The organism is Rhodopseudomonas rhenobacensis (assembly GCF_014203125.1).
In the GTDB taxonomy this organism is placed as follows: domain Bacteria; phylum Pseudomonadota; class Alphaproteobacteria; order Rhizobiales; family Xanthobacteraceae; genus Rhodopseudomonas_A; species Rhodopseudomonas_A rhenobacensis.
This window is the reverse complement of sequence record NZ_JACHIH010000015.1, coordinates 74,090-96,216: the sequence shown is the minus strand read 5'-3', so window position 1 is coordinate 96,216 and position 22,127 is coordinate 74,090. Positions and strand designations below refer to the sequence as shown.

Here is a 22,127-nt window from a genome sequence, read left to right as displayed (position 1 = left end):
ATTACTGGGTACCCTCGGAGCGGAAGATCGCCACCGAGATAGCCCGACCTTGCGAGAAATTATAGCCGTCGATCCGGGTCGCGACGTCGTAGCGCAGGCCGATGGCTTCTGCGCGCGCGGCGAACGCCCGCTCGGTGCGGGCCTCCACCAGCGCGAAGCGGCAGCTGCCCTGCCCTAGGAAATCCGCGGCGCCGGAGCCGTCGGTGAGCAGCGTCGAGGTGCCGGTCATGAACACCAGGCTCGGCTCCTGATAGCCGGCGGCGGCCGCCTTCGGGCCGACGCAGACCACGTTGCGCAACGCGCGGGCGATTTCGACGCTGGGAAACAGCGGCGTCAGCGACGGCACGACGATGCCGTAGACCGCGACGCTGAGAAACAGCGACGACACCACGGCGTTGAGCATCGCGTGCTCGGAGCGGATGTCATCATAGAGTCGCCAGGCCAACAGCCCGAAGATCATCGACACCGCAACGAACGGCCAGGCCAGGAACGCCGGCTGCCGCGTCAGCCACACCGCGCCGACCACCGCGATGGTCAGCACCGCGGCGGGAATCGCGAACCACCACGCCGCCCCGCGGGTCAGCCAGCCGCGCGACAGCACGCGGCGCTCGAACGCACCGACCAACAGGATGGCGATCGCCGGATACAGCGGCAGCACGTAATGCGGCAGCTTGGTCATCACCAGCTCGAACACGATCCAGGACGGCAGCAGCCAGGCCAACAGATATTGCGCGCCGGGTTCGCGCCGCGCCCGCCACACCGCCGGCGCCGCCATCGCGGCCAGCGGCGCGCCGGGCCAGAACGTCACCCAGAACAGCAGGAAGTACACGCCGGGCGGTGCGCCGTGGGATTCCTTGGCGCTGGTGATCTTGCTCAGCATGTCGCCGCCGACCGAATCGGCGAAGAAGCTCTCGCCGGCGCGCTGGAAGATGGCGATGAACCACGGCAGCACCAGCGCCAGCATCCACAGCGCGCCCCACAAGGGCCGCAGCCGCCACAGCCAGACCAGCGAGCGGTCGCAGATCGCCAGGGTGACGATGGTGAGGCCGACGAACATCAGGATCAGCGGCCCCTTCAACAGGATGCCGCCGGCCAGCGCGGTCCAGAAGATCGCCGGCGTGGTCCACGACCCCCGCGCGGAATCCTCGCCGCGCTGCCAGGCGAGATAGACCCGCGCCATCGCCCCCATCGCGGCGATCACCGTCAGCAGCAGCACCGCGTCGGTCTTGGCGAGGCGAGCCTCGACGCCGAGCAGAATCGAGCTGCATAAAATGAGTCCGGCGAGCACCGCGCCGCGCCGCGTCACGAACGCCAGCGCGGTCCAATAGGTCATCAGCACCGCGCCGATCGCGCCCAGCATCGAGGGCACCCGGTACAGCCAGATCCGCACCTCGGCGCGCGGCAGCCCGAGCGCGGAGGCGGCTTCGACCACGCTGGCCTGCAGCCAGTAGATCCCGACCGGCTTCTTGTAGCGGACCTCGCCCTGGAAGCGGATGTCGACGAAATCGCCGCTTTCGACCATCTGCTTGGTGGCCTGGGCGAAGCGCGCCTCGTCGCGGTCGATCGGCGGAATCGTAAAGAACCCCGACAGCGTGAACAATAGTCCGCACAGCGCCAGGAACGCCACCGCACGGGCGTGGCTGGCGGCGACGTAGTCGATCACGCCGACCAGCCGTTGGCCGGGATTGATCCGGTTTTTCGGCTCCGGCGGCATGCCAAATCGGGGTCTTGCAAAGGTCTCGGTCATCGGTTTCGCATACGCTGAAACCGCCACGCGGACAACCAGTTGGCGGGCGCTTACTGGATTCGGACGACGACTGTGTCCGCGGCGCCCATGGCGTCCATCACGGTGAGCCGGACGAAGCCCGGCCCGGGCTGGGTCAGCAGCCGCTGCCGGCGGCCGTCGATCTCGCCGACCGCGACGCCGTTGACCATCATGGTCAGCGGCAGCACCCCGCCCGCGACCCTGACCGGCAGCGACGGCATCGAGGTGTCGCCGGAGCCGTCGATCCGCGAGCCGTTCAGCGGAAACTGGATGCGCAGCGCCTGCTCGTTGCCGTTGCGCAGCAATTCCCCGGCCGGCCGGAAGCGCCGCAGCGGCAGCGGCAGCTTGGCGTTGCTGGCCAGTAGCGTACCGCGCGGGGCTTTCGGCAGCGCCGCGGGCAACTTGCCGGTGCGGGCAAAGGCGTCGAACAGGATCGGGGCTGCGGCGGTGCGGCCGACCAGGCCGGGCACCGCGGCGCCGTCGGGCCGGCCGACCCAGACCCCGATGGTGAGGCGGCCGTCGAAGCCGACCGACCAGGCGTCGCGATAGCCGTAGGACGTGCCGGTCTTGAAGGCGATGCGATTCGCCGCGGCGTTGTCCGGCGGCGGGGTGCCGAGCAGCACGTTGCCGACCTGCCAGGCCGCGACCGGATCCATCAGCCGCAGCGGCTCCGGCGGCTTCGGCTCGTCCAGCGCGAGCTCGCGCAGCGGCACCGTGGCGCCGAGCCGCGCGATCCCGGAATACAGCTGCACCAGATCCTGCAGCCTGATGCCGACGCCGCCGAGCCCCATCGCCAGCCCCGGCGCCTCGTCCTTCGGCAGCACCAGGCCGGCGCCGGCCTGTTTCAGCCGCGCCGCGAGGCGACTCGATCCGACGCGGTCCAACAGCGCGATCGCCGGCACGTTGAGCGACAGCTGCAGCGCCTTCCGGACCGGCACCGTGCCCTGGAAGGTCATGTCGAAATTCTCCGGCGCGTAGGCGCCGAAGCGGATCGGCCGGTCGTCGATCAGGCTTTCCGGATGCACGAAGCCGTCTTCGAAGGCGAGCCCATAAATAAAAGGCTTCAGCGTCGAGCCCGGCGAGCGGATCGCGCGCGACATGTCGACCTGACCGGCGCGGCGGTTGTCGAAATAATCCGGCGAGCCGACCCGCGCCAGCACCTCGCCGCTGGCGTTGTCGACCACAACCAGCGCAATCGAAATGTCGGGGCCGAGCGCCGCGGCGCGGTCGCGCGCCAGCGCTTCCAGCGCGCGCTGGATCGGCGCATCCAGCGTCAGCCGGATCGTCGCCGCGCGCTTCCCGGTCGCCATCGCCTGATCGGCGGAATGCGGCGCCAGCATCGGCATCGGCCCGCGCTGCCGCGCCAACGCCACCGCCTTGGCCTGCGCCGCGTCGTCGGCGCTGAGCACGCCGTCCTCGACCATGCGGTCGAGCACGCGGTCGCGCGCCGCCCGCGCCGCAGCCGGATGGCGGTCGAGCCGCCGCGTCTCCGGCGATTGCGGCAGCGCCACCAGCAACGCGGATTCGGCGAGCGACAGCCGCTTCGGCTCCTTGCCGAGATAACCTATCGAGGCCGCGCGAACCCCTTCGAGATTGCCGCCGAACGGCGCCAGCGCCAGATAGAGATCGAGGATCTGATCCTTGCTGAACCGCCGCTCAAGTTGGATCGCGCGGACCATCTGCCGCAGCTTGGCGTGGACCGAGCGCTCGCGGCGCGGCTCCAGCAGCCGCGCCAGCTGCATGGTGATGGTGGAGCCGCCGGAGACGATGCGGCCATGCGTGATCAGCTGCAGCGCGGCGCGCCCGAGCGCCAGCGGATCGACACCAGGATGGCTGTAAAACCGCTTGTCCTCATAGGCCAGCAGCAGATCGAGATAGCGCCGGTCGACGTCGGTCGCGGCATGCACCGGCAGCCGCCAGCGGCCATCGGCCATCGCATAAGCGCGTAGCAGCTTGCCGTTGCGATCGACCACCGAGGTCGAGACCTGCTGGGCTTGATCCAGCGGCAATGGTCCGAGCGCCCAGACCCACGCGGACATCGCGCCGACGGCGATGACGCCGAGCGCAGCGATGATCATCGCCGCGACTCTGACCTTGCGCCACCTGCTCGGGGTCTCGCTCATGATCGGTTCAACATCATCCGGCGTCGAAGTTGATAGCAGCGGTGCGACATCGTCCCCTCGCCCCGCTTGCGGGGAGAGGGTGGCGTGACAAGCGAAGCTTGTCGCGCCGGGTGAGGGGGCGCCGCGTTGTGCCGAGGCGCCCCCTCACCCGACCCGGCTTCGCTGGCGCTCCGCCGGGTCGACCTCTCCCCGCACGCGGGGAGAGGTGAGTCAGCGCTTGCATCGGAAGCCTGAGTGCAACGACGTCATCCGTATCTTCCTAACTACTCACACCCCGCCCCTCACTTCGCCGGCCGCACCTCCACGCTGCCCGTAGAGCTGCGGCCATTACGCGACGGGTTGTACATGTCCTCGACATAAGCCTGCGGCAGCACGTATTTGCCCGGCGACACCGCGCGCACCACATAGGCCACCGTGAACACCGCCTTGTCGTCGCTCTTCCTGTCGATCGCGGCGTTGAAGCGGTCGTCGCGGAACTCGCTATGCACCGGCTCGACGCCGTCCTCGATCCAGTCCAGCGTGCCGCTGTCGCCCGACGACACCAGATGCGGATTGTCGATCTCGAAGCCGGCCGGCAGATAGTCCGCCACCATGATGTGACCGTATTCCGGCTTGGCTTCGGTGATCTTCAGCACCACCGCAAAGCGGTCGTTCTGCTTGGCCTTGGCGATCTGCGCCGGGGTGCCGTCGAGCGCAAAGTAGTTGCGCTCGATCTTGAAGCCGTTGGCCGCCGCGGGCTCCGGCGTAATCGGCGCGCCGGCGACCGAGACCACCGCCTGCACCGGCGCGTCGCCGGTGTTGCTGATCTTGATCGGCCGGCCCGCCATCTCGCTGGCCTTATAGCTGCGATACAGCGCGGTCTTCACCGGACTGCCGTCGACGTCGAGCGCCATGGTTTCCTTGGCGAGCGCGCGCGCGGCCAGCACCAGCCAGGCGTTCTCCTGCGTCGACGTATAAGGCGTCAGCCCCCTCGCCGCCTCGACCCGCTGCACGGCTTGCGTCAGCGTCGCGCGCGGCGCGTTGCCTTCGCTGGCGAGCGACACCAGGGCCGCTGCGTCGCGCAGCGCCGAGCCGTAATCGACCCGGCCGAACGCGATCACCGGCTTCGGCGCCAGACTCTGTACCGCCGCGGCATAGACCCGCTCGGCGCGCGGCCGGTCGCCGACCAGCGCCAGGGCGGCTGCGAGCTGCGACTTGGCGATCGGGGTCGCCAGATTGTCGAGCTTGGTATCGGCGAGATAGCGCAGGTCACCGATGGGTGCTGCGCCGTTGCGCGCCAACACGTAGAGCCCGTAGGCCAGATCGCGGCCGCCGTCCTTCTCCGGTTCGGCGGCGTTGACCACCGCATTGCGCACCCGGTCCAGCGCCGACTTGAACACCACGTCCGGCACCGCAAATCCCTTTTCGCGGGCGCGGGTCAGGAAGTCGGTGACGTAAGCGTCGAGCCAGGCGTCGTCGCCGCCGGCCGACCACAGCCCGAACGAGCCGTTGGAGCCCTGCCGCGCCAGCAATCGATCGATGGCGTCCTTGATGCGCTGGTCGGCCGCTCCGTCGATTGCCAAATACGCGCCGGCCGCGAGATCGTTGACGTACAGCAGCGCCAGCGCCCGGCTGGTGATCTGCTCGGTGCAGCCGAACGGATAGCGATCGAGCGCCTTCAGGACGGTGGCGGCGTCGAGCGCGGTGGAGAGCCCGACCGACAGCGAAACGCTGCCGGTGCCCGACACCAGGTCGTTGAACATGTCCGAGGTCAGCGTCAGGCTTTCGCCCTGGGCCAGCGTGCGGACCGAGCGTCGTGCCAAAATCTGCGTCGCGGGCTTCACCTCGAGCGCGTAGTGCCGCGCCAAGGTCAGACCGTTCGGCCCTTTGATCGAGACGTCGAACGCCGCGGTGCCGGCGCCGCCGGCGTCGAGCGACAGCGCCGTCGAGCCGCGCTGCTTGGCCGCGAGCTTCAACGTCGTGGTGGGATTGCCGCTGACTTTCACCGGCCCAGAGGCGGCGACGCTGATGGCGTAGTCGCCGGGCGCACCTTCCACGTTATCGAGGTCGAAGCTCAGCGTGCCGCGGTCGCCGTTCAACAGGAAGCGCGGCAGCGTCGCGGTCAGCACCACCGGATCGCGCACCGTGACGTCAACGCTGGCGCGGCCGACCTTGGTGGCGGTCCAGGCCACGGCCATCACGCGCGCGGTGCCGGCGAATTCCGGGATCTCGAAATCGATCTTCGCGCTGCCATCGGCCGCCACGGTGACGATGCCGGAATACAGCGCCAACGGCTTCTGCGTCGGCGGGCTGCCCTGCAGCTCGGCGCCGGCCGAATCGCCACCGGAACGGATCTGGCCCCGCGAACCCTGCATGCCGTCGATCAATTGCCCATAGAGGTCGCGGATTTCCGCGCTGAGGCGGCGCTGGCCGAGATAGTAATCGTCCGGCGCCGGCGGCTTGTAGTTGGTGAGGTTGAGAATGCCGACGTCGACCGCGGCGACCACGATCTTGGCGTCCTCGCCCGGGTTGAGCCCGCCAAGTTTCACCGGCAGCGTCAGCGTGGTCGACGGCCGGATCAGCGGCGGCGGCGACAGCGCGACCGAGAGCGTCCGCGCGGTCTTGTCGATGCCGAACCATTTCAGCCCGATGGCGCGGCCGGGCATCCGTTGCGCGGCGGCATCGAGCGGCCGGCGCAGCGTCGTCACCACATAGGCGCCGGTGCCCCAATCCTTGCCGACCGCAAGCTTAACCTGCGACTGGCCTTCCTTGACGTCGACGCTCTGCGTGGTCAACAGCCGGTCGCCCAGCACGTTGACGGTGAGCTTGCCGGCGCTGCGGGCATTGACCGTCACCACCAGCGTGTCGCCGGCGGCGTAGTCGGGCTTGTCGATCGAGGTTTCCAAGAGGTCGGGCGTGTCGGCCGAGCCGTCCGAATACCAGCCGACGTCGAACTGCACTTGGGTGAGCGGGCCGTCGACGTCGGCGGATTTGACGTCGAGCCGGTAGCGGCCGGGCTGCGGCTGGAACGTCAGCCGCGCCGGCTTGTCGGCGGCAAGGCTGAGATCGCCGTCGGCGACCCGCCGGGTGGATTTCACCGGCTCGTAATCCCAGGAGGAATTTTGCCGGTACCATTGATAGCGGGATTCGATCTTGAGGAGTTCATAGCGCAGCCCGCTGCGCGGCAGCGCCTTGCCCTCCGGCGAGACGAACACCACGTCGAAATTGGCGTTGTCGCCCTCGGTGACGGTTTTGTCGGCAAACAGCGGCTTGACCCCGATCGCCGCCGCACTCGGCGCCACCGGCAGCACCAGCTTGCGCTCCACCGCGCGGCCGCCGGCTTCCGCCATGCGGATGAAGATCTGCGCCTCCTGCGGCCGGGTCGACGCCGCGGGCTTGGGCAGCACCAACGGGAAAGCCGCCACGCCATTGGCGTCGGCCTCCGGCAGGTTCTCGAGCGGGGTGCGCTCGTGGCTTGCGGTCTCCTCGTCGGCGATGCCGAAGCGATAGCCGGCAAAACCCGGGCGCTCAGTGGCCGGCGCCACCAGCAGGTCGCCCTCGAGCTGCAGCCCGGAGGCCGGCGCGCCGTAGAGGAAATGGCCGTCGACCTTCAGTTCCAGCGGAACATCAGCTTTGATCAACTTGTCCTTGCTGGAAATATCGAATTCGATGCGATCCGGGACGTAATCCTCGACCATGAAGGTGGTTTCGCCGACGCTCGCCCCCTTCGGATCGGCGAAGGCGCGGACCCGCCAGGTGCCGGTCGGCACCGCGGAATTCAGCGGCAGCGTCAGGCTGCGACCGCCGGCGCCCTGGTCCGGCAGCACGGCGCGGCGGAATTCGACGCCGTCCGGCCGCTCCACCACCAGCGTCAGCGGGGCGCCTGCAAGCGCGTTGCCCTGGCCGTCGCGCAACAGGGCTGTGAGATAGACCGTCTCGCCGGAGCGATAGACGCCGCGCTCGGCATAGACGAAGGCGTCGGCGCCGGCCGGCACCGCGCGCCCCGACACGCCGCGGTCGGAGAGGTCGAAGGCGTTGGATTTCAGGCTGAGAAAAGCGTAGTCGGCAACCGCCCCCGAGATCGTCAGCAGTGCCGGCGACAGCCCGCCCTCGCCGCGCGACAGCCCCGCTTCGAACAGCACGTGGCCGGCGTCGTCGGTCTTGCGGGTGGCGAGGATCTCGTTGTTGCGGGCGAGCAGCCGCACCTCGGCGTTGACGACCGGCTCGGTCGAGGCCAGCGAATTGACGGAGACGTGGATGCCGTCATTGCCGGAAAACGCGGTCAGCCCGAGATCCGAGACGATGAACCATTGCGTCGCCAGCGAGCCGCCGTCCTCGTCGCCGTCGGCGCTGGGGCCCTTGGCGGCCGCGGCCATCACATAAACGCCGGGCTGCAATTCGCCCAACACCTCGCCGACCGGAAACGCGGTGGTGACGTCGGCGTTCAGCGTGCTCTCGGTGTCGAGTTCGCCGCTCCACACCTTCAGGCCGCGCTCGCCGCCGAGCTCGGTCAGCTCATAGCCGCTCAGCGCACGCTGAAAATCGCTGCCGATCACGGTGTTGATCAAATTGCGGTCGCCGATCCGGAACACCTGCACCGACACCGTCTTGGTATTGACGCTGACCAGCGGGATGCCGCGCTGGCCGCTGCGCGGCAGCACATAGGCGCGGCCGGTGAAGCGCACCAGCGGCTTGCGGTCGCGGACGTAGATGTTGAATTCGGCGGATTTCGGCAGCGTCTCCTTCACCGCCGACGGCAGCCCGGCGCGCAGGTTGACGGTGTAGCGCTCGCCGTGCTTGAGCCCCTCGACGCAGAGCTGCTTGTCCTCGCTGGTCAGCGCCGGCTTGTCGGTGCCGGCCTGGGCGAGGAATGGCGCGAAGTCGGTGCGCTTGGCGAGATCCTCGGAGAATTGGAAGCAGGCCCGCGGCGACGCCGAATCGGAATCCACGGTGTAATCGAGCAGCCGGAAGCCGTGATCGTCGCGCAGCTTCTCGTATTGGCCGCGCACCTCGGCGACCTCGCGCAAATCGAGCGACAGCCGCAGCGTATCCAGCGCCGGGCGCCACAGCTTCCTCTCGGCGAAAGCGCGGCCGAGCACCGCCAGCGCCTCGGCCTCCTCGCCGGCATTGCCGGCGCGCTGATAGGCGAGATAGGCCGCGGTGGAGGCGCGCTCCAGCAGGAAGGTCTGTTCGCTCGAGGTCGGCGACCACACCCGGAACACGGTCTTCGCCAGCCGCAGCCAGTTGCCGCTGTCCGCGGGCGACACGGTGGCGATCTGCCCCATGATCTGCAGCGCGCCGCGGGTGTCGTTACGCTTCAAGGCGGCGTCGGCGTCAGTGCGCAGCGTCGCCAGCGGCTTGTTGACCACCCCGGCCTCGGACTTGATCTGGGCCTCGAGCTTGATCGCGGAATCCGAAAGGTCGTCGCGTTTGAACGCCTTGTCGGCCGCCGCGGCGGACAACAGCCCGAGCGCCAGCGTGGCGCAAAGCGTGACGGCGCGAAGCAAACCAATCATCGAGGCACTCCCCTGCGCGGACCAACCCCGCGTCTCGAATCCAATCGCGCGACGGCGACGCGGTGATGACCGCGCCGCCCGGGCTGCGGCGCCGACCCTTGCTCCGGCCCGGCGCGGCGGCCCCGCCCGCATCATTGCGTGCAGCCGCGCCGAACACAACGGCGCAGCCGCTTTGCTTTGACGCAAGGTCGCGCTAAATGGTTCGCAGGCATTTGGTCGGGGGCTGGATTTTTCCGCCGCCCGGGTGCCGGATGGTTGCCGGCCACCGGCGCTCACGGCGCCGGCGGCCACCCGACGGTCCCATAGCTCAACTGGATAGAGTAACGGATTTCTACTCCGTGGGTTGCAGGTTCGAATCCTGCTGGGATCGCCAATTGCCAGACCACGGCGCAGAGCGGCGGACGGCTACCTCGCCGCAGAATTCGAATCGGGCGAAGCCATGAGCGCTGATGGGGATGAACCGGTCCACCTCGTCGAGGACGCCGAAACTGGCGACCGATTTCTGGTCTACGGAACCGAAAAGGGCCTGCGGCTCGACATCCGATATCAGGGCGAAACGCTCTGGATGACACAAGCCCAGATCGCAGAGCTTTTCGGCGTTGACCGCTCCGTCATCACAAAACACATCGCCAATGTGTACGCCGAGGGTGAACTGGAGGCCGAGCCAACAAGTGCAAGAATTGCACAAGTTCGACAGGAAGGCTCCCGCAGGGTCGAGCGGCAGATCGAGCACTACAACATCGACGCGGTAATCTCGGTGGGATACCGGGTGTCCTCCGCCCAAGCCACGGTATTTCGTCGGTGGGCTACGGGAATCTTGGTCCAGTTCGCCAAGCAGGGGTTCGTGGTGGATGCGCCGCGCCTCAAACAACCGGAGAACTTCGACAGGGTCGCCGAACTACGCGAGATTATTCGCGATATCCGGTCGGATGAAGCGAATGTGCATCGTGAGTTGCGCAGAATTTGCTCGATGTGCCAGGACTATGATGGCACGTCGGAGGCAGCGCGCGAGTTCTATCAACGGACACAGGCCAAACTGGTCTATGCCGTAACGTCGCATACCCCTGGCGAGATCGTCGCCACGAGAGCAAATTGTCAGTCGGACAATATGGGACTCCGCACTTGGCAGAACGATAACATCAGGAAGACCGACGTCACCGTTGCCAAGAACTACCTTGTGGAGACGGAAATCAAAGAGCTCAACCGTCTCACGACAATTCTTCTCGACATATTTGAAGACCAGTTGGATATCGGCAGACTTGTGGTGATGCAGGATGCCAACAATCTGCTCGACCAACAGCTGCAACAACTGGGGAGAACAGTCTTGCGAACCGGCGGCTCGATCAAAGCTGGCGACGCAAAACGTGTTGCCGAATCTGAATACGAGAAATTTGATCAACGGCGCAAGCTTGAGCGCCACCAAGAGGCCGACGCAAGCATCGCCGCTTTAGCAAGAGAGGCAAAGAAGCTGCCGAAGTCGCCGCCGCGAAAGCCGAAGAGATAATCGCGGAAGGATTCCGGTAGAACCGCTGGCCACGAACTCCGTCAGTCGGAGCGCAACGCACCCAGCCTGCCCCTTGCATTCCCGTTAAAGTTGCGGAATCATTTGGCCCATAAGTCTTAGGGGGGGGGTAGCGTCATGAGTATCGAAGCCCGGCCGGACGACAGCATCGTCCGCTTCTACGAGAGCGTGCGCAGGCAGGTGGAGCTCGACAAGGTCGCCAAATTTCCGCTGGCCTCGGGCCGCCGCGTCCGCGACTATGCGGCGTCGTTGCGCGCCGAAATCGATCGGCGGCGGCTGCGCGCCGCCCCGATCGAATGGCCGGCCAAGGATTGACGGTTCACGCTATCGCGGCGATCTTGGCGCTCACCCCCGACCGCCAGGCGGCGGTCGACCTCTTGCGCGCGGTTGCCGGTCGAGCGCGGGCGTCGGTCAGATCAGGGTTTGGCCAGCGCGGCCGTAATGCGGCCCTGCAGCACGACGCCGAACCAGATCACCAGGGTCGACAGCGCGGCCGCGGCGATCACCAGAACGTCTGTTTCAGCCATGACGATAATCCCGGTTTGGGGGATGATGGATCTGGCCGCGACGATGCGCCCGGTCGGAGGGGCGGTCGTTGACCTGTATCAACCGTCAGAGCCGGCCGAGACCACCGCCGCCTCAGGCAAACACGAACAGCACGATCGCAAACGACAACGCGACCAGTTGCAGCAAAGCTGGAATCATGGCGTCCGCTCCCGTTGGTTGAGCCCTTCGCTACGGTGCGGAGAAATGATTAACTGATTCTTACCACCGGATGGAACCGGCGGCCGCTGACCCGGGGATTCAACGGGCTGGGAGGGCGCGAATCGCCGCGTGCCGCCCTACTCCGCCGCCTGCTTCACCGCGTCGCGCTCCTCCGGGGGGCCCACCACCTCGCGCTTGCCGCGGCCCCAATGCGCCAGCGCCTCGGACAGCCGGTCGAGATAGAGATAGACCACAGGCGTGGTGAACAGCGTCAGCACCTGGCTGACCAACAGCCCGCCGACCATGGCGTAGCCGAGCGGCTGGCGGATCTCCGAGCCGGTGCCGGTGCCGAGCATCAAGGGCACGCCGCCGAGCATCGCCGCCATCGTGGTCATCATGATCGGGCGGAACCGCAATAGCGCCGCCTTGCGGATCGCCTGCTCGGCCGGCAGTCCCTCGTCGCGCTCCGCGGTGATGGCGAAGTCGACCAGCATGATGCCGTTCTTCTTGACGATGCCGATCAGCAAGATGACGCCGATCAGCGCGATCAGGCTGAAGTCGTAGCCGAACAGCATCAAGGTGGCGAGCGCGCCGACGCCGGCCGACGGCAGCGTCGACAGGATCGTCAAGGGATGGATGTAGCTCTCGTAGAGAATGCCGAGGATCAGATACACCACCACCAAGGCTGCGATGATCAACAGCGGCACGGTGGACAGCGACTGCTGGAACGCCTGCGCGGTACCCTGGAAGCTGCCGTTCAGCGTCGACGGCGCGCCGATTTCGGCCATCGCCTGCTGCACCGCCTCGGTGGCCTGCCCGAGCGCCACGCCCTGCGCCAGGTTGAAGCTGATCGTGGTCGCCGGAAACTGGCCCTGATGGCTGATCGACAAGGGGCGCACCGGCACCGTCGACCATTTCGCGAACGCCGACAGCGGCACCTGGTCGCCGGTCGAAGGCGATTTCAGATAGATCTTGTCCAGCGTGTCGACGGCGCCCTGCAACTCCGGCAGGATTTCCAGGATGACGTGGTAGCTGTTGAGCTGGGTGAAATACTGCGCCACCTGGCGCTGGCCGAACGCGTCATACAGCGTGTCGTCGATCAGCTGCGGCTGAATCCCGAACCGCGCCGCGGCGTCGCGGTTGATGGTCAGCGTCAGCGTGGTGCCTTCGGTCTGCTGGTCGGTGGCGACGTCGCGCAATTGCGGAAGCGTCTTCATCTTGGTGAGAATCTTCGGCGCCCATTCGTTGAGCTCGCCGAGATTGGCGTCCTGCAAGGTGTATTCGAACTGGGTGCGGGTGGCGCGACCGCCTAAACGAACGTCCTGCGCCGCCTGCATGAACAGCCGCGCGCCCTGCACCTTTTCGAGCTGCGGGCGCAGCCGCGCGATGATCTGCTGCGCGCTGGCGCTGCGCTCGCTGCGCGGCTTCAGCGTGATGTACATCCGACCGGTATTGAGCGCGCTGCCGGCACCGCCGACCTGCATCGCCACGCTGCCGACGTCGGGATCGGCCAGCACGATCTGGCCGAGTTCTTCCTGATGCCGCTTCATGTCGGCGAAGGAGATGTCCTGCGCGGCCTCCGAGGCGGCGGTGATCAGCCCGGTGTCCTGCTGCGGGAAGAAACCCTTCGGGATCACCACGAACAGATAGACCGACAGCCCCAGCGTGACGAAGAACACGATCAGCGTGGTCAGCCGCCAGCGCAGCACCAGGTCGAGCCCGCGCGCGTAGCCGCGCAGCATCGCGTCGAAGCCGCGCTCGCTGAGCTGATAGAGCCGGCCATGCTTGGTCTCGCCATGCGCGCGCAGGAACCGCGACGCCATCATCGGGGTCAACGTCAGCGACACCAGCAGCGAGACGACAATGGCCATTGTCAACGTGATGGCGAATTCGCGGAACAGCCGGCCGATGATGCCGCCCATCAGCAGCAGCGGAATCAGCACCGCGATCAGCGAGATGCTGATGGAGACGATGGTGAAGCCGATCTCATTGGCGCCCTTGATCGCGGCGTCCCAGGGCTTTTCGCCCGCCTCGATATAGCGGGTGATGTTCTCCAGCATGACGATGGCGTCGTCGACCACGAAGCCGACCGAGATGGTCAGCGCCATCAGCGAGAGGTTGTCGAGCGTATAGCCGAACACCCACATCAGCGCGCAGGCGCCGAGCAGCGCCAGCGGCACGGTGACGCTGGGGATGATGGTGGCCCAGACGCTGCGCAGAAACAGGAAGATCACCATCACCACCAGCGCGATGGTCAGCAGCAGCGTGAACTGCACGTCCTCGACCGCGGCGCGGATGGTCTGGGTGCGGTCGCTGATCACCGCGACCTTGACGGTCGGCGGGATCGCCGCCACCAGCCGCGGCAGCGCCGCCTTGATCTTGTCGACGGTCTCGATGACGTTGGCGCCGGGCTGCTTGAAGATCACCAGGAACACGCCGCGCTGGCCGTTGGCCCAGGCGGCCTGCTTGGCGTCCTCCGGCCCGGTCACCGCCTGGCCGATGTCGCGAATCCGCAACGGCCCGCCGTTGCGATAGGCGACGACGACGTCGTTCCAGTCCTTGGTCTCGGGCAATTGGTCGTTGGCGTAGATGGTGTAGCTGCGCGTCGCTCCGTCGATGTTGCCCTTCGGGCTGTCCACCGTGGTGATCGCGAGCTGGGTGCGGACGTCCTCCAGCGACAGGCCTTTGGCGACGAGTTTGGCGGGGTCGATCTGGATCCGGATCGCCGGCTTCTGCTGGCCGCCGATCAGCACCTGGGCGACGCCGGTGATCTGGCTGATCTGCTGCGCCAGTTGCGCATCGACCGCGTCGCTGACCGAGGTCAGCGGCAGCGTGTCGGAGGTCGCCGACAGCAGCATGATCGGGGAATCCGCCGGATTGACCTTGCGATAGGTCGGCGGGCTCGGCAGGTTTTTCGGCAATTGCCCGCCGGCGGCGTTGATCGCGGCCTGCACGTCGTTGGCGGCGCCGTCGATCGCGCGGTTGAGATCGAACTGGATGGTGATCGCGGATGAGCCGAGCGAACTGGTCGAGGTCATCTGCGCGACGCCGGGGATCTGCGCCAGTTGCCGCTCCAGCGGCTGCGCCACCGAGGTCGCCATGGTCTCCGGGCTGCCGCCGGGCAGGCTCGCCGAGACCTGGATGGTCGGAAAATCCACCTGCGGCAGCGGCGCCACCGGCAACAGCGGATAGGCCACCAGGCCGACGAACAGGATCCCCGCCATCAGCAGCGAGGTGGCGATCGGATAGCGGATGAACGGAGTCGAGATGCCGCCGGCCATGCTACTTGGCCCCGGCGGCGTTCGGCGCGGCCGCCGGCGGCGGCGCCGCATTGGCCACCGCGGTGGCAACGCGCGAGCCGGCCTGCACCTTGTATTGCCCGGCGACGATCACCCGATCGCCCGGCGACAGCCCCTGCTCGACCACCGCGCGTCCGTCGCCTTGCGCGCCGATCGTCAATTTGCGCAGCTCTGCCTTGTTGTCCGCATCGACCGCGAAGGCGTAGAGCCCGTCGACGCCGCGCTTCACCGCGTCTTCCGGAACCACCACGACGTCCTGCAGCGTATTGACCAACAGCCGCGTCGACACCGACAGGCCGGGCCACAGCGCGTGGTCCTTGTTGTCGAAGGTGGCTTTCAGCCGCACCGTGCCGCTGGTGGAATCGACCGTGTTGTTGACCACCGCCAGCGTGCCCTCCGAGAGCTGCTTCTTGCCGTCGGTGCTCATTGCCAGCACCTTCAACGGGCCCGAAGCCAGCGCCTTGTTGATGTCCGTGAGCTGCTCCTCCGGCGCGGTGAAGATCACCGCGATCGGCTCGATCTGCGCGATGGTGACGATGCCGGTCTGGGTCGCGGCGTTGACGATGTTGCCCTGGTCGACCTGGCGAAAGCCGGTGACGCCGGAGATCGGCGCGGTGACGTGGGTGTAATCGAGCTGGGTCTGGGCGTTGGAGATCGCCGCATCATCGGCAGCGAGCTGCGCGGTCAATTGCTGCACGGTGGAGCGCTGGGTGTCGGTCTGCTGACGGGTGGCGAATTCGCCGAGCTTGGTGAAGCGCTGCAGATCGAGATTGGCATTGGCGAGGCCGGCCTCGTCCTGGGCCTTCTTGGCCTTGGCCTGATCGAGCGCGGCCTGGAACGGGCGCGGATCGATCTGCGCCAACAGATCGCCCTTTTGCACCAACTGGCCTTCCTTGAAGGCGATGCGGTCGATCTGGCCGTCGATCCTGGTCCGCACCACCACGGTGTTGAAGCCCTGCGCGGTTCCCAGCCCGCCGAGATAGACCGGAAAATCGCTGCGCTCGACCGCCGCGATCCGCACCGGCACCGCGGCTTCGCCGGGCGCCTTGGCCTGCTCGTGCTTGGCCGCCGGCCGCAGCACGGCGTAGCCCCCGACCAGCACGACGATGGCGAGGAGCGCGAGCGTCCATCGCAGGGTTCGGGATTTCAGCATTGCCGGCCACGCTGTTTCTGCCACGCCAAAACAAATCAATTCCGGCTATGCCGGATTGATCCGTCAGCTTCGCAGTTAAGGACCGAGGCCGGCGCTGTAAACACACTAACGCTTGAAGCGTTACCACATTGCGAATTATTCACATTGCCGATGATTCATGTTGCTGCGGGGCTGCGCGGCGACGGCGCCGTTACGGCGCCCGATGCGCCAACCATCGCCGGCGTCTGCGTTCAGACGTTGGCGGGCGCCGGTTTCGCATCGAGCCCCTCCGGCGTGCCGAGCAGCCGGTCGTATTCGGCCTTGCTGACCGCGTAGCACTCGCACGAGGTGCGTTCGATGCCGGCACGATCCAGGATGGTGACGTGACCGCGGACGTAACTAATCAGCTGAAGCTGCTTCAGTCGCTTCGCCGCCTCGGTGACGCTGGAGCGCCGCGCACCCAGCATCATCGCCAGGAATTCCTGGGTCAGCAGGAAATGGTCCTCGTGCATCCGGTCGTGGGTCATCAGCAGCCAGCGGCAGCAGCGCTGCTCGATCGAATGGAAATGATTGCACACCGCCGACTGCGCCACCTGGTTGAAGAAGGCGTGGACGTAGTGCAGCATCAAGGTGCGGGTGGCGGCGCTCTCCAGCAATGCCTGCCGCAGCACCTCGGCCTTCAGCTTCAGCGCGTGGCCCGGCACCTGGACGTAGACATTGGTGGGCGCGATGGTGTCGCCGAGGATGATCGGGGTGCCGACGATGCCTTCATTGCCGATGGTGCCGATCTCGGCCGCGGAGCCGTCCGCCATGGTGGCGACCAGCGAAGCCACGCCGTCGAGCGGAAAGTACACGTCGTGGATCGGCTCGAAGGCTTCGTAGAGCGGCATCTTGTAGTCGAGCACGACGCTGTGCAGATGCGGCCGCAATTGATTGAGATCGTGCCGGGGCAGCATCTCCAAGAGCCGGTTTCGCCGCGACTGGATCATCGAGTCCTCCTCGGACCACGCCAGCCTAGTCGGCTTCGGTGCCGGCAGCAACGCCGGCACCGCTGTCGTTTGGGCGATCAGCCCTTCACGCCGAGCAGTTCGACGTCGAACATCAGCGTGGCGTTCGGCGGGATCACGCCGCCGGCGCCGCGCGCGCCGTAGCCGAGCTGCGGCGGAATGATCAGCGTGCGCTTGCCGCCGACCTGCATGGTGGAGACGCCCTCGTCCCAGCCGGCGATCACCCGGCCTTTGCCGATCGGAAATTCGAACGGCTCGTTGCGGTCCACCGAGGAGTCGAATTTCTTGCCCTTGACGCCGTTCTCGTAGAGCCAGCCGGTGTAGTGCATGACGCAGATTTGTCCCGGCTTCGGCGTGGCGCCGGTGCCGACTTGGGTGTCTTCGATCTTGAGGCCTGAAGCTGTGGTCATGGTTTTTCCTGCGCTCTGCGCCGTGGCGGGGGAAACCGGCGCGAGCGTGGCGCCGGTGGTGAACGTTGCGACGATGGCGATCGCCATCACGACGCGGGCCGGATTGAGGGTCGGCATGGTCACTCCTCGTCGAGACTGATTCCACTTCGTGCGAGGCCGCCGGAACCCGCGCGGCCGCCGCCGACAAAAACCATCGCCGCCTCGCGGTCAACCTGGTTTTCGCCGACAATGCCCCGGCGGCGCAGCGCTGTCGACCCGCCGGCGCCACGCCGCGACAACGGTTTCTGCGCCCAGCGCGCAGAATTCGCAGATAATTGGTGCGCAACCGGCCCGCGGCCTGTAAACCGGCGTCGAGTTCAAGATGGCGCAGCTCTTCGGAGCGCGCACAGACTTTCGGCTCGCCACAACAACCGAAACCAACAAGGGCCGTCCCATGAGCGGATTCAAGGAACCAAGCTTCGCCGACCGCCAGAAGGCCGCGCAACAGGCCCGCAAGAGCATCCTGGAAAAGTTCAAGGCCCAGCCCGGCCCGGACGATCCTTTGGTGCAGCAGCGCGCCGCCGAGCGCGAGGCGCAGGCCGCGGCACGCGCCGCTGCGAAGATCGCCCGCGACGCCGAGAAGGCCGAGAAGAAGCGCCGCGACGAGGAAGCCGCCGCCGAAGCCTTGGCGTTGGCTGCGCGCGAGAAGGAAGAAGCCGCCAAGCGCGAAGAAGCGCTGGAGGCCGAACGCAAGGCGGCGCGCGACGCCCGCTACGCCGCCCGCAAGAAGCGCAAATAACCCACAGCGATCGCGGCGCGCCTTGCCGCGCCGCGAGGCCTGCGGCTGCCTGATCGGCGCCGCCGCCCCGGGCGCGATCGCAGCGTTATTTCTTCATCGTATCCTTGGCCATGCCGTGGTCCTTGGCCATGCCGTCGCTGCCGGCGTCCTTGGCCATGCCGTCCTTGGTCATGGCGCCTTTCGACATCGTGTCCTTCGACATCGCCCCGTTCGACATCGCGTCTTTCGACATGCTGTCGTGCTTCATGGCGTCGTCCTTGCCCATCTTGTCCTGAGCGAACGCAGCCGGCGCGAGCGCCAGGCTGAATGAAGCCGCGGCGGCGAAGGCGGCGGCGGCGAAACGGCGATTGATCGTCATGCTCTGTCATCCTGTGTCATGGGGACGCGCGACGAACGTCGCCGTCGCCATCAGGGACGCAGCCCGCGCCTTATTGTTACCTGCCGCACGCGAATTTTTTCCGGTGGATACGGACGTCGCGCAGATCACGCCTGACGCCGCGCGTCGCGTGCCCGATCAGGCGATGGCCGACGACCGCACCCTGCCCCGAAGCTGTGCGGCGCAGCATGCGAAGTCGGCGCCGCCCTCTATCCTCCGCGAGAATTTGCAGGCAGACTTGCCGAAACGCCGCGGCAGGCTCGATCCGGCACGCGGTCAAAACAAATTCGGGAGGTTTTGATGATCACGCGCCGCCACGTCCTTGCTTCCGCGCTCGCGGCCCCCGCGATCCTGCGCTTCGGCCCGGCGCACGCCGCCACCACCTTGAAAATCTCCCATCAGTTTCCCGGCGGCACCATCGACAAGGGCGACTTCCGCGACCGGCTGACCCGCAAATTCGCCGAGGAAATATCCAAGCGCAGCGGCGGCGAGTTGGTCGGCGAAGTCTATCCGAACTCCTCGCTGATCAAGACCACCGCGCAGTTCTCCGCGCTGCGCAAGGGCGCGCTCGATCTCAGCCTCTATCCGATGCCCTATGCGGGCGGTGAAGTGCCGGAGACCAATATCGGGCTGATGCCCGGGCTGGTCTCGACTTACGATCAGGGGCTGCGCTGGAAGACCCAGCCGATCGGCAAGGCGCTGACCGATTTCCTCGCCGACAAGGGCATCGTGCTGATCAGCTGGGTGTGGCAGGCTGGCGGCGTCGCCAGCCGCACGCGTCCGCTGGTGGCGCCGGAAGACGCCAAGGGGCTGAAGGTGCGCGGCGGCTCGCGCGAAATGGACATGGTGCTGCAGACCGCCGGCGCCGCGGTGCTGTCGGTGCCGTCGAACGAAATCTACGCCGCGATGCAGACGGGCGCCTGCGACGCCGGCATCACCTCCTCCACCAGCCTGATCTCGTTCCGGCTCGAGGAGGTCGCCAAGCATCTCACCTCCGGCGCCGGCGCGTCCTACTGGTTCATGCTGGAGCCGTTGATGATGTCGAAGGCGATCTTCGACAAGCTGCCGAAGAATCAGCAGGACATCATCATGGCGGTCGGCAGCGAACTGGAAGCGTTCGGCCGCAAGGGCGCGCAGGACGACGACATCGAAGTCGCCAAGGTCTACGAGAAGGCCGGCGCCAAGGTCGCGACGCTCGACGCCGCGACCGTCGGCAAATGGCGCGACATCGCCCGCGACACCGCGTGGAAGGACTACGCCGGCAAGACCGCCACCTGCGCCAATCTCTTGAAGCTCGCCAGCGACGTCGCCGCGTGATGCACGGTCCGTTGCCGGACGGTCATCATCATCCGCAGGCTGTGCCGCAGCGCGGCGTGATCGCGGCGTTGGCGCGCGGCCTCGCGCTTTGCAACGCCGCGATCGTGGTGCTCGCCGCGATCGCGCTGATCGCCGCCTGCGGCATTCTCAGCTTCAGCGTGCTCAGCCGCAGCCTGTGGCACAGCGCCACCTATTGGCAGGACGAGGCCGCGGTGTTCCTGCTGGTCGGCGCCACCTTCCTCACCGCGGCCTATGTGCAGCAGCAGCGCGGCCATATCGGCATCGAGGCCTTCGTCGGCCTGCTGCCGCCATGCGTCAACCGGGTCCGGCTTTGGCTGGTCGATGTCGCGAGCCTCGCCTTCTGCGGCTTCTTTGCCTGGAAATCCTGGACGCTGACCCATGAGGCCTATGTCGACGGCCAGGTCTCGAATTCGATGTGGTCGCCGCCGCTCGCCATCCCCTACGCGCTGATGGCCGCCGGCATGACGCTGCTGTGCCTGCAATTGCTGGTTCAAGTGCTGGCGCCGGCGGTGCGGAAGCAGCATCGATGAGCGTGCTCGGGATCGGCATCAGCTACGGCGTGGCGACGCTGCTGGCGATGTTCTCCGGCATGCCGATCGCATTCGCGCTCGGCGCCGTCGCGGTCGCGTTCATGGCGATCTACATGCCGGCGGCCTCGCTCGATACGGTGACGCAGAACGTCTACGAGGAGATGGCCTCGATCACGCTGCTGTCGATCCCTCTCTTCATTTTGAAGGGTGCCGCGATCGGCAAATCCCGCGCCGGGCAGGATCTCTATTCGGCGCTGCACGCCTGGCTCAATCGGGTGCCGGGCGGGCTCGGCGTCGCCAATGTGTTCGCCTGCGCGCTGTTCGCCGCGATGGCCGGCTCCTCGCCCGCGACCTGTTCGGCGATCGGCTCGGCCGGGATTCCGGAGATGCGCAAGCGCGGCTATTCCGGCGGTTTCGCCGCCGGCATCATCGCCGCCGGCGGCACGCTCGGCATTCTCTTGCCGCCTTCGATCACCATGATCCTGTTCGCGGTGGCGGCGGAGAAGTCGCTCGGCCGGCTGTTCCTCGCCGGCATCGGCCCGGGCCTGTTACTTGTGCTGCTGTTCGGCAGCTACGCGGTGTTCCGCTTCCGCAAGGAATACGCGGCGGCGAGCCGGCTTTACGAACAGACCGGCGTCGACGCGCCGATTCTCGCGCGCGACAAATTCACCATGGCGCAGCGTTTCAACGCGCTGCCGCGGGTGGCGCCGTTCGTGATCCTTTTGACCGGGGTGATGATCGCGCTGTATGGCGGCTACGCCACGCCGTCGGAAACCGCGGGGCTCGGCGGCTTGCTGGCGCTCGCACTGATCGCGCTGATCTACGGGGTGTGGCGGCCGACCGACCTCGCGCCGATCCTGCAGGCGACGATCCGCGAATCCACCATGCTGATGATGATCATCGGGATGTCGCTGCTGTATTCCTACGTGATGAGCTATCTGCACATCTCGCAATCGGTCGCCGAATCCATCGTGGCGATGCAGCTGCCGCGCTGGGAGCTGCTGGCCGCGATCCTGGTCATGGTGGTGGTGCTGGGCTTCTTCCTGCCGCCGGTGTCGATCATCCTGATGACCGCGCCGATCATCCTGCCGCCGCTGCGCGCCGCCGGCTTCGACATTACCTGGTTCGGCATCGTGATGACCATCGTGATGGAGATGGGGCTGATCCACCCGCCGGTCGGGCTCAACATCTTCGTGATCCGCAACGTCGCCCCCGACATCCCACTCAGCGAGGTGATCTGGGGCACGCTGCCGTTCGTGCTCTTGATGATGTTCGCCGTGGTGCTGTTGTGCTTCGTGCCGCAGATCGCCACCGGCTTCCCCGATCTGGTGATGGGACCGGAAAGCGTGCGGTGATAACCGCTCTTCGGCCGCGCCATACATTCCACCGTCATCCTGAGGAGCCCGGCGAAGCGCAGCGGAAGCCGGGCGTCTCGAAGGATGGGCAGCACGGATCTGGCGGGCCGCGCGTCTCGCAGCCGCATCCTTCGAGGCTCGCCCGACAGCGCAAAGAGCGCTGTCGGACGAGCACCTCAGGATGACGGCGCCGCTCAGCGAGGCTCACCTTCGCGTAACTAACAACACGCCGCCGCAACGAAAAAGCCTGCCCTCGGGTTTCCCCAAGGACAGGCTTGATACTTGCAATCCC

General features: G+C 66.9%; 16 protein-coding genes and 1 tRNA gene. 8 read left to right on the top strand and 9 right to left on the bottom strand.

The window, feature by feature from the left end:
* Nucleotide 1 precedes the first annotated feature (1 nt).
* From HNR60_RS13260 to HNR60_RS13250, 3 genes are all read right to left on the bottom strand, one after another.
* Nucleotides 2-1,747, bottom strand: coding sequence for an ArnT family glycosyltransferase (locus HNR60_RS13260; RefSeq protein ID WP_184258210.1), 1,746 nt, complete (start codon nt 1,745-1,747; stop codon nt 2-4).
* Nucleotides 1,748-1,797: 50 nt separating this feature from the next.
* Nucleotides 1,798-3,843, bottom strand: coding sequence for a penicillin-binding protein 1C (gene pbpC, locus HNR60_RS13255; RefSeq protein WP_430694929.1), 2,046 nt, complete (start codon nt 3,841-3,843; stop codon nt 1,798-1,800).
* A gap of 326 nt (nt 3,844-4,169) precedes the next feature.
* On the bottom strand, nt 4,170-9,383 hold the full coding sequence (locus tag HNR60_RS13250) for an alpha-2-macroglobulin family protein (protein WP_184258206.1): 5,214 nt from the start codon (nt 9,381-9,383) through the stop codon (nt 4,170-4,172).
* A gap of 296 nt (nt 9,384-9,679) precedes the next feature.
* Between HNR60_RS13250 and HNR60_RS13245 the strand changes: the two genes are divergently transcribed.
* The 3 genes from HNR60_RS13245 (at nt 9,680) to HNR60_RS13235 (ending at nt 11,220) form a co-directional block, all read left to right on the top strand.
* A tRNA-Arg gene (locus HNR60_RS13245) sits at nt 9,680-9,756 on the top strand.
* Nucleotides 9,727-10,887, top strand: coding sequence for a RhuM family protein (rhuM, locus tag HNR60_RS13240; RefSeq protein WP_246432928.1), 1,161 nt, complete (start codon nt 9,727-9,729; stop codon nt 10,885-10,887). Before HNR60_RS13245 ends, rhuM begins: the two co-directional genes overlap by 30 nt.
* A 135-nt stretch (nt 10,888-11,022) precedes the next feature.
* A complete protein-coding gene (locus HNR60_RS13235; RefSeq protein ID WP_184258204.1) occupies nt 11,023-11,220 on the top strand; it encodes a hypothetical protein in 198 nt (65 codons plus the stop codon).
* A gap of 101 nt (nt 11,221-11,321) precedes the next feature.
* On the opposite strand, the gene HNR60_RS13230 is transcribed toward HNR60_RS13235, so the two are convergent.
* The 5 genes from HNR60_RS13230 to HNR60_RS13210 all read right to left on the bottom strand — a co-directional run bounded on the left by HNR60_RS13230 (nt 11,322) and on the right by HNR60_RS13210 (nt 17,545).
* Nucleotides 11,322-11,432, bottom strand: a complete 111-nt coding sequence (locus HNR60_RS13230; RefSeq protein ID WP_184258202.1) for a sodium:solute symporter — start codon at nt 11,430-11,432, stop codon at nt 11,322-11,324.
* Nucleotides 11,433-11,747: 315 nt separating this feature from the next.
* The gene (locus HNR60_RS13225; protein ID WP_184258200.1) at nt 11,748-14,891 is read right to left on the bottom strand and encodes a multidrug efflux RND transporter permease subunit; all 3,144 of its coding nucleotides are present in this window, start codon (nt 14,889-14,891) and stop codon (nt 11,748-11,750) included.
* Between the two features lies 1 nt (nt 14,892).
* Nucleotides 14,893-16,062 carry an efflux RND transporter periplasmic adaptor subunit gene (locus HNR60_RS13220; RefSeq protein WP_184258198.1) on the bottom strand — a complete coding sequence of 390 codons (1,170 nt, stop codon included), beginning with the start codon at nt 16,060-16,062 and terminating at the stop codon, nt 14,893-14,895.
* A 230-nt stretch (nt 16,063-16,292) separates the two neighbouring features.
* Nucleotides 16,293-17,030, bottom strand: coding sequence for a Crp/Fnr family transcriptional regulator (locus HNR60_RS13215; protein ID WP_184258196.1), 738 nt, complete (start codon nt 17,028-17,030; stop codon nt 16,293-16,295).
* 77 nt (nt 17,031-17,107) lie between these two features.
* Complete coding sequence (locus HNR60_RS13210; RefSeq protein WP_184258246.1) at nt 17,108-17,545, bottom strand: FKBP-type peptidyl-prolyl cis-trans isomerase; 438 nt, start codon at nt 17,543-17,545, stop codon at nt 17,108-17,110.
* 346 nt (nt 17,546-17,891) lie between these two features.
* Here HNR60_RS13210 and HNR60_RS13205 point away from each other — a divergent pair, with 346 nt between their 5' ends.
* Nucleotides 17,892-18,236 (top strand): DUF6481 family protein, encoded by a 345-nt coding sequence (locus tag HNR60_RS13205; RefSeq protein WP_184258194.1) that lies wholly within the window; start codon nt 17,892-17,894, stop codon nt 18,234-18,236.
* An 85-nt stretch (nt 18,237-18,321) separates the two neighbouring features.
* On the opposite strand, the gene HNR60_RS13200 is transcribed toward HNR60_RS13205, so the two are convergent.
* The gene (locus HNR60_RS13200) at nt 18,322-18,594 is read right to left on the bottom strand and encodes a pentapeptide MXKDX repeat protein (protein ID WP_184258192.1); all 273 of its coding nucleotides are present in this window, start codon (nt 18,592-18,594) and stop codon (nt 18,322-18,324) included.
* Here HNR60_RS13200 and HNR60_RS13195 point away from each other — a divergent pair.
* From HNR60_RS13195 to HNR60_RS13180, 4 genes are read left to right on the top strand one after another with little or no spacing between them, the layout of a single operon-like run.
* Nucleotides 18,584-18,913, top strand: a complete 330-nt coding sequence (locus tag HNR60_RS13195) for a hypothetical protein (RefSeq protein WP_184258190.1) — start codon at nt 18,584-18,586, stop codon at nt 18,911-18,913. The two genes, HNR60_RS13200 and HNR60_RS13195, sit on opposite strands and share 11 nt — an antisense overlap.
* On the top strand, nt 18,913-19,929 hold the full coding sequence (gene dctP / locus HNR60_RS13190) for a TRAP transporter substrate-binding protein DctP (protein ID WP_184258188.1): 1,017 nt from the start codon (nt 18,913-18,915) through the stop codon (nt 19,927-19,929). The genes HNR60_RS13195 and dctP overlap by 1 nt, the downstream gene beginning before the upstream one ends.
* Entirely contained in the window at nt 19,926-20,480 is a 555-nt protein-coding gene (locus tag HNR60_RS13185) for a TRAP transporter small permease (protein WP_430694927.1), read from the top strand. The genes dctP and HNR60_RS13185 overlap by 4 nt, the downstream gene beginning before the upstream one ends.
* Nucleotides 20,477-21,835 carry a TRAP transporter large permease gene (locus tag HNR60_RS13180; RefSeq protein WP_184258184.1) on the top strand — a complete coding sequence of 453 codons (1,359 nt, stop codon included), beginning with the start codon at nt 20,477-20,479 and terminating at the stop codon, nt 21,833-21,835. Before HNR60_RS13185 ends, HNR60_RS13180 begins: the two co-directional genes overlap by 4 nt.
* Nucleotides 21,836-22,127 lie beyond the last annotated feature (292 nt).

Coding starts and splice junctions, on each gene's coding strand:
- HNR60_RS13220 (WP_184258198.1), bottom strand. CDS start 16,062: ATGCTGAAATCCCGAACCCTGCGATGGACGCTCGCGCTCCTCGCCATC.
- pbpC (WP_430694929.1), bottom strand. CDS start 3,843: ATGATCATCGCTGCGCTCGGCGTCATCGCCGTCGGCGCGATGTCCGCG.
- HNR60_RS13230 (WP_184258202.1), bottom strand. CDS start 11,432: ATGGCTGAAACAGACGTTCTGGTGATCGCCGCGGCCGCGCTGTCGACC.
- HNR60_RS13180 (WP_184258184.1), top strand. CDS start 20,477: ATGAGCGTGCTCGGGATCGGCATCAGCTACGGCGTGGCGACGCTGCTG.
- HNR60_RS13205 (WP_184258194.1), top strand. CDS start 17,892: ATGAGCGGATTCAAGGAACCAAGCTTCGCCGACCGCCAGAAGGCCGCG.
- HNR60_RS13225 (WP_184258200.1), bottom strand. CDS start 14,891: ATGGCCGGCGGCATCTCGACTCCGTTCATCCGCTATCCGATCGCCACC.
- HNR60_RS13200 (WP_184258192.1), bottom strand. CDS start 18,594: ATGACGATCAATCGCCGTTTCGCCGCCGCCGCCTTCGCCGCCGCGGCT.
- HNR60_RS13260 (WP_184258210.1), bottom strand. CDS start 1,747: ATGACCGAGACCTTTGCAAGACCCCGATTTGGCATGCCGCCGGAGCCG.
- HNR60_RS13210 (WP_184258246.1), bottom strand. CDS start 17,545: ATGGCGATCGCCATCGTCGCAACGTTCACCACCGGCGCCACGCTCGCG.
- HNR60_RS13235 (WP_184258204.1), top strand. CDS start 11,023: ATGAGTATCGAAGCCCGGCCGGACGACAGCATCGTCCGCTTCTACGAG.
- HNR60_RS13215 (WP_184258196.1), bottom strand. CDS start 17,030: ATGATCCAGTCGCGGCGAAACCGGCTCTTGGAGATGCTGCCCCGGCAC.
- HNR60_RS13250 (WP_184258206.1), bottom strand. CDS start 9,383: ATGATTGGTTTGCTTCGCGCCGTCACGCTTTGCGCCACGCTGGCGCTC.
- dctP (WP_184258188.1), top strand. CDS start 18,913: ATGATCACGCGCCGCCACGTCCTTGCTTCCGCGCTCGCGGCCCCCGCG.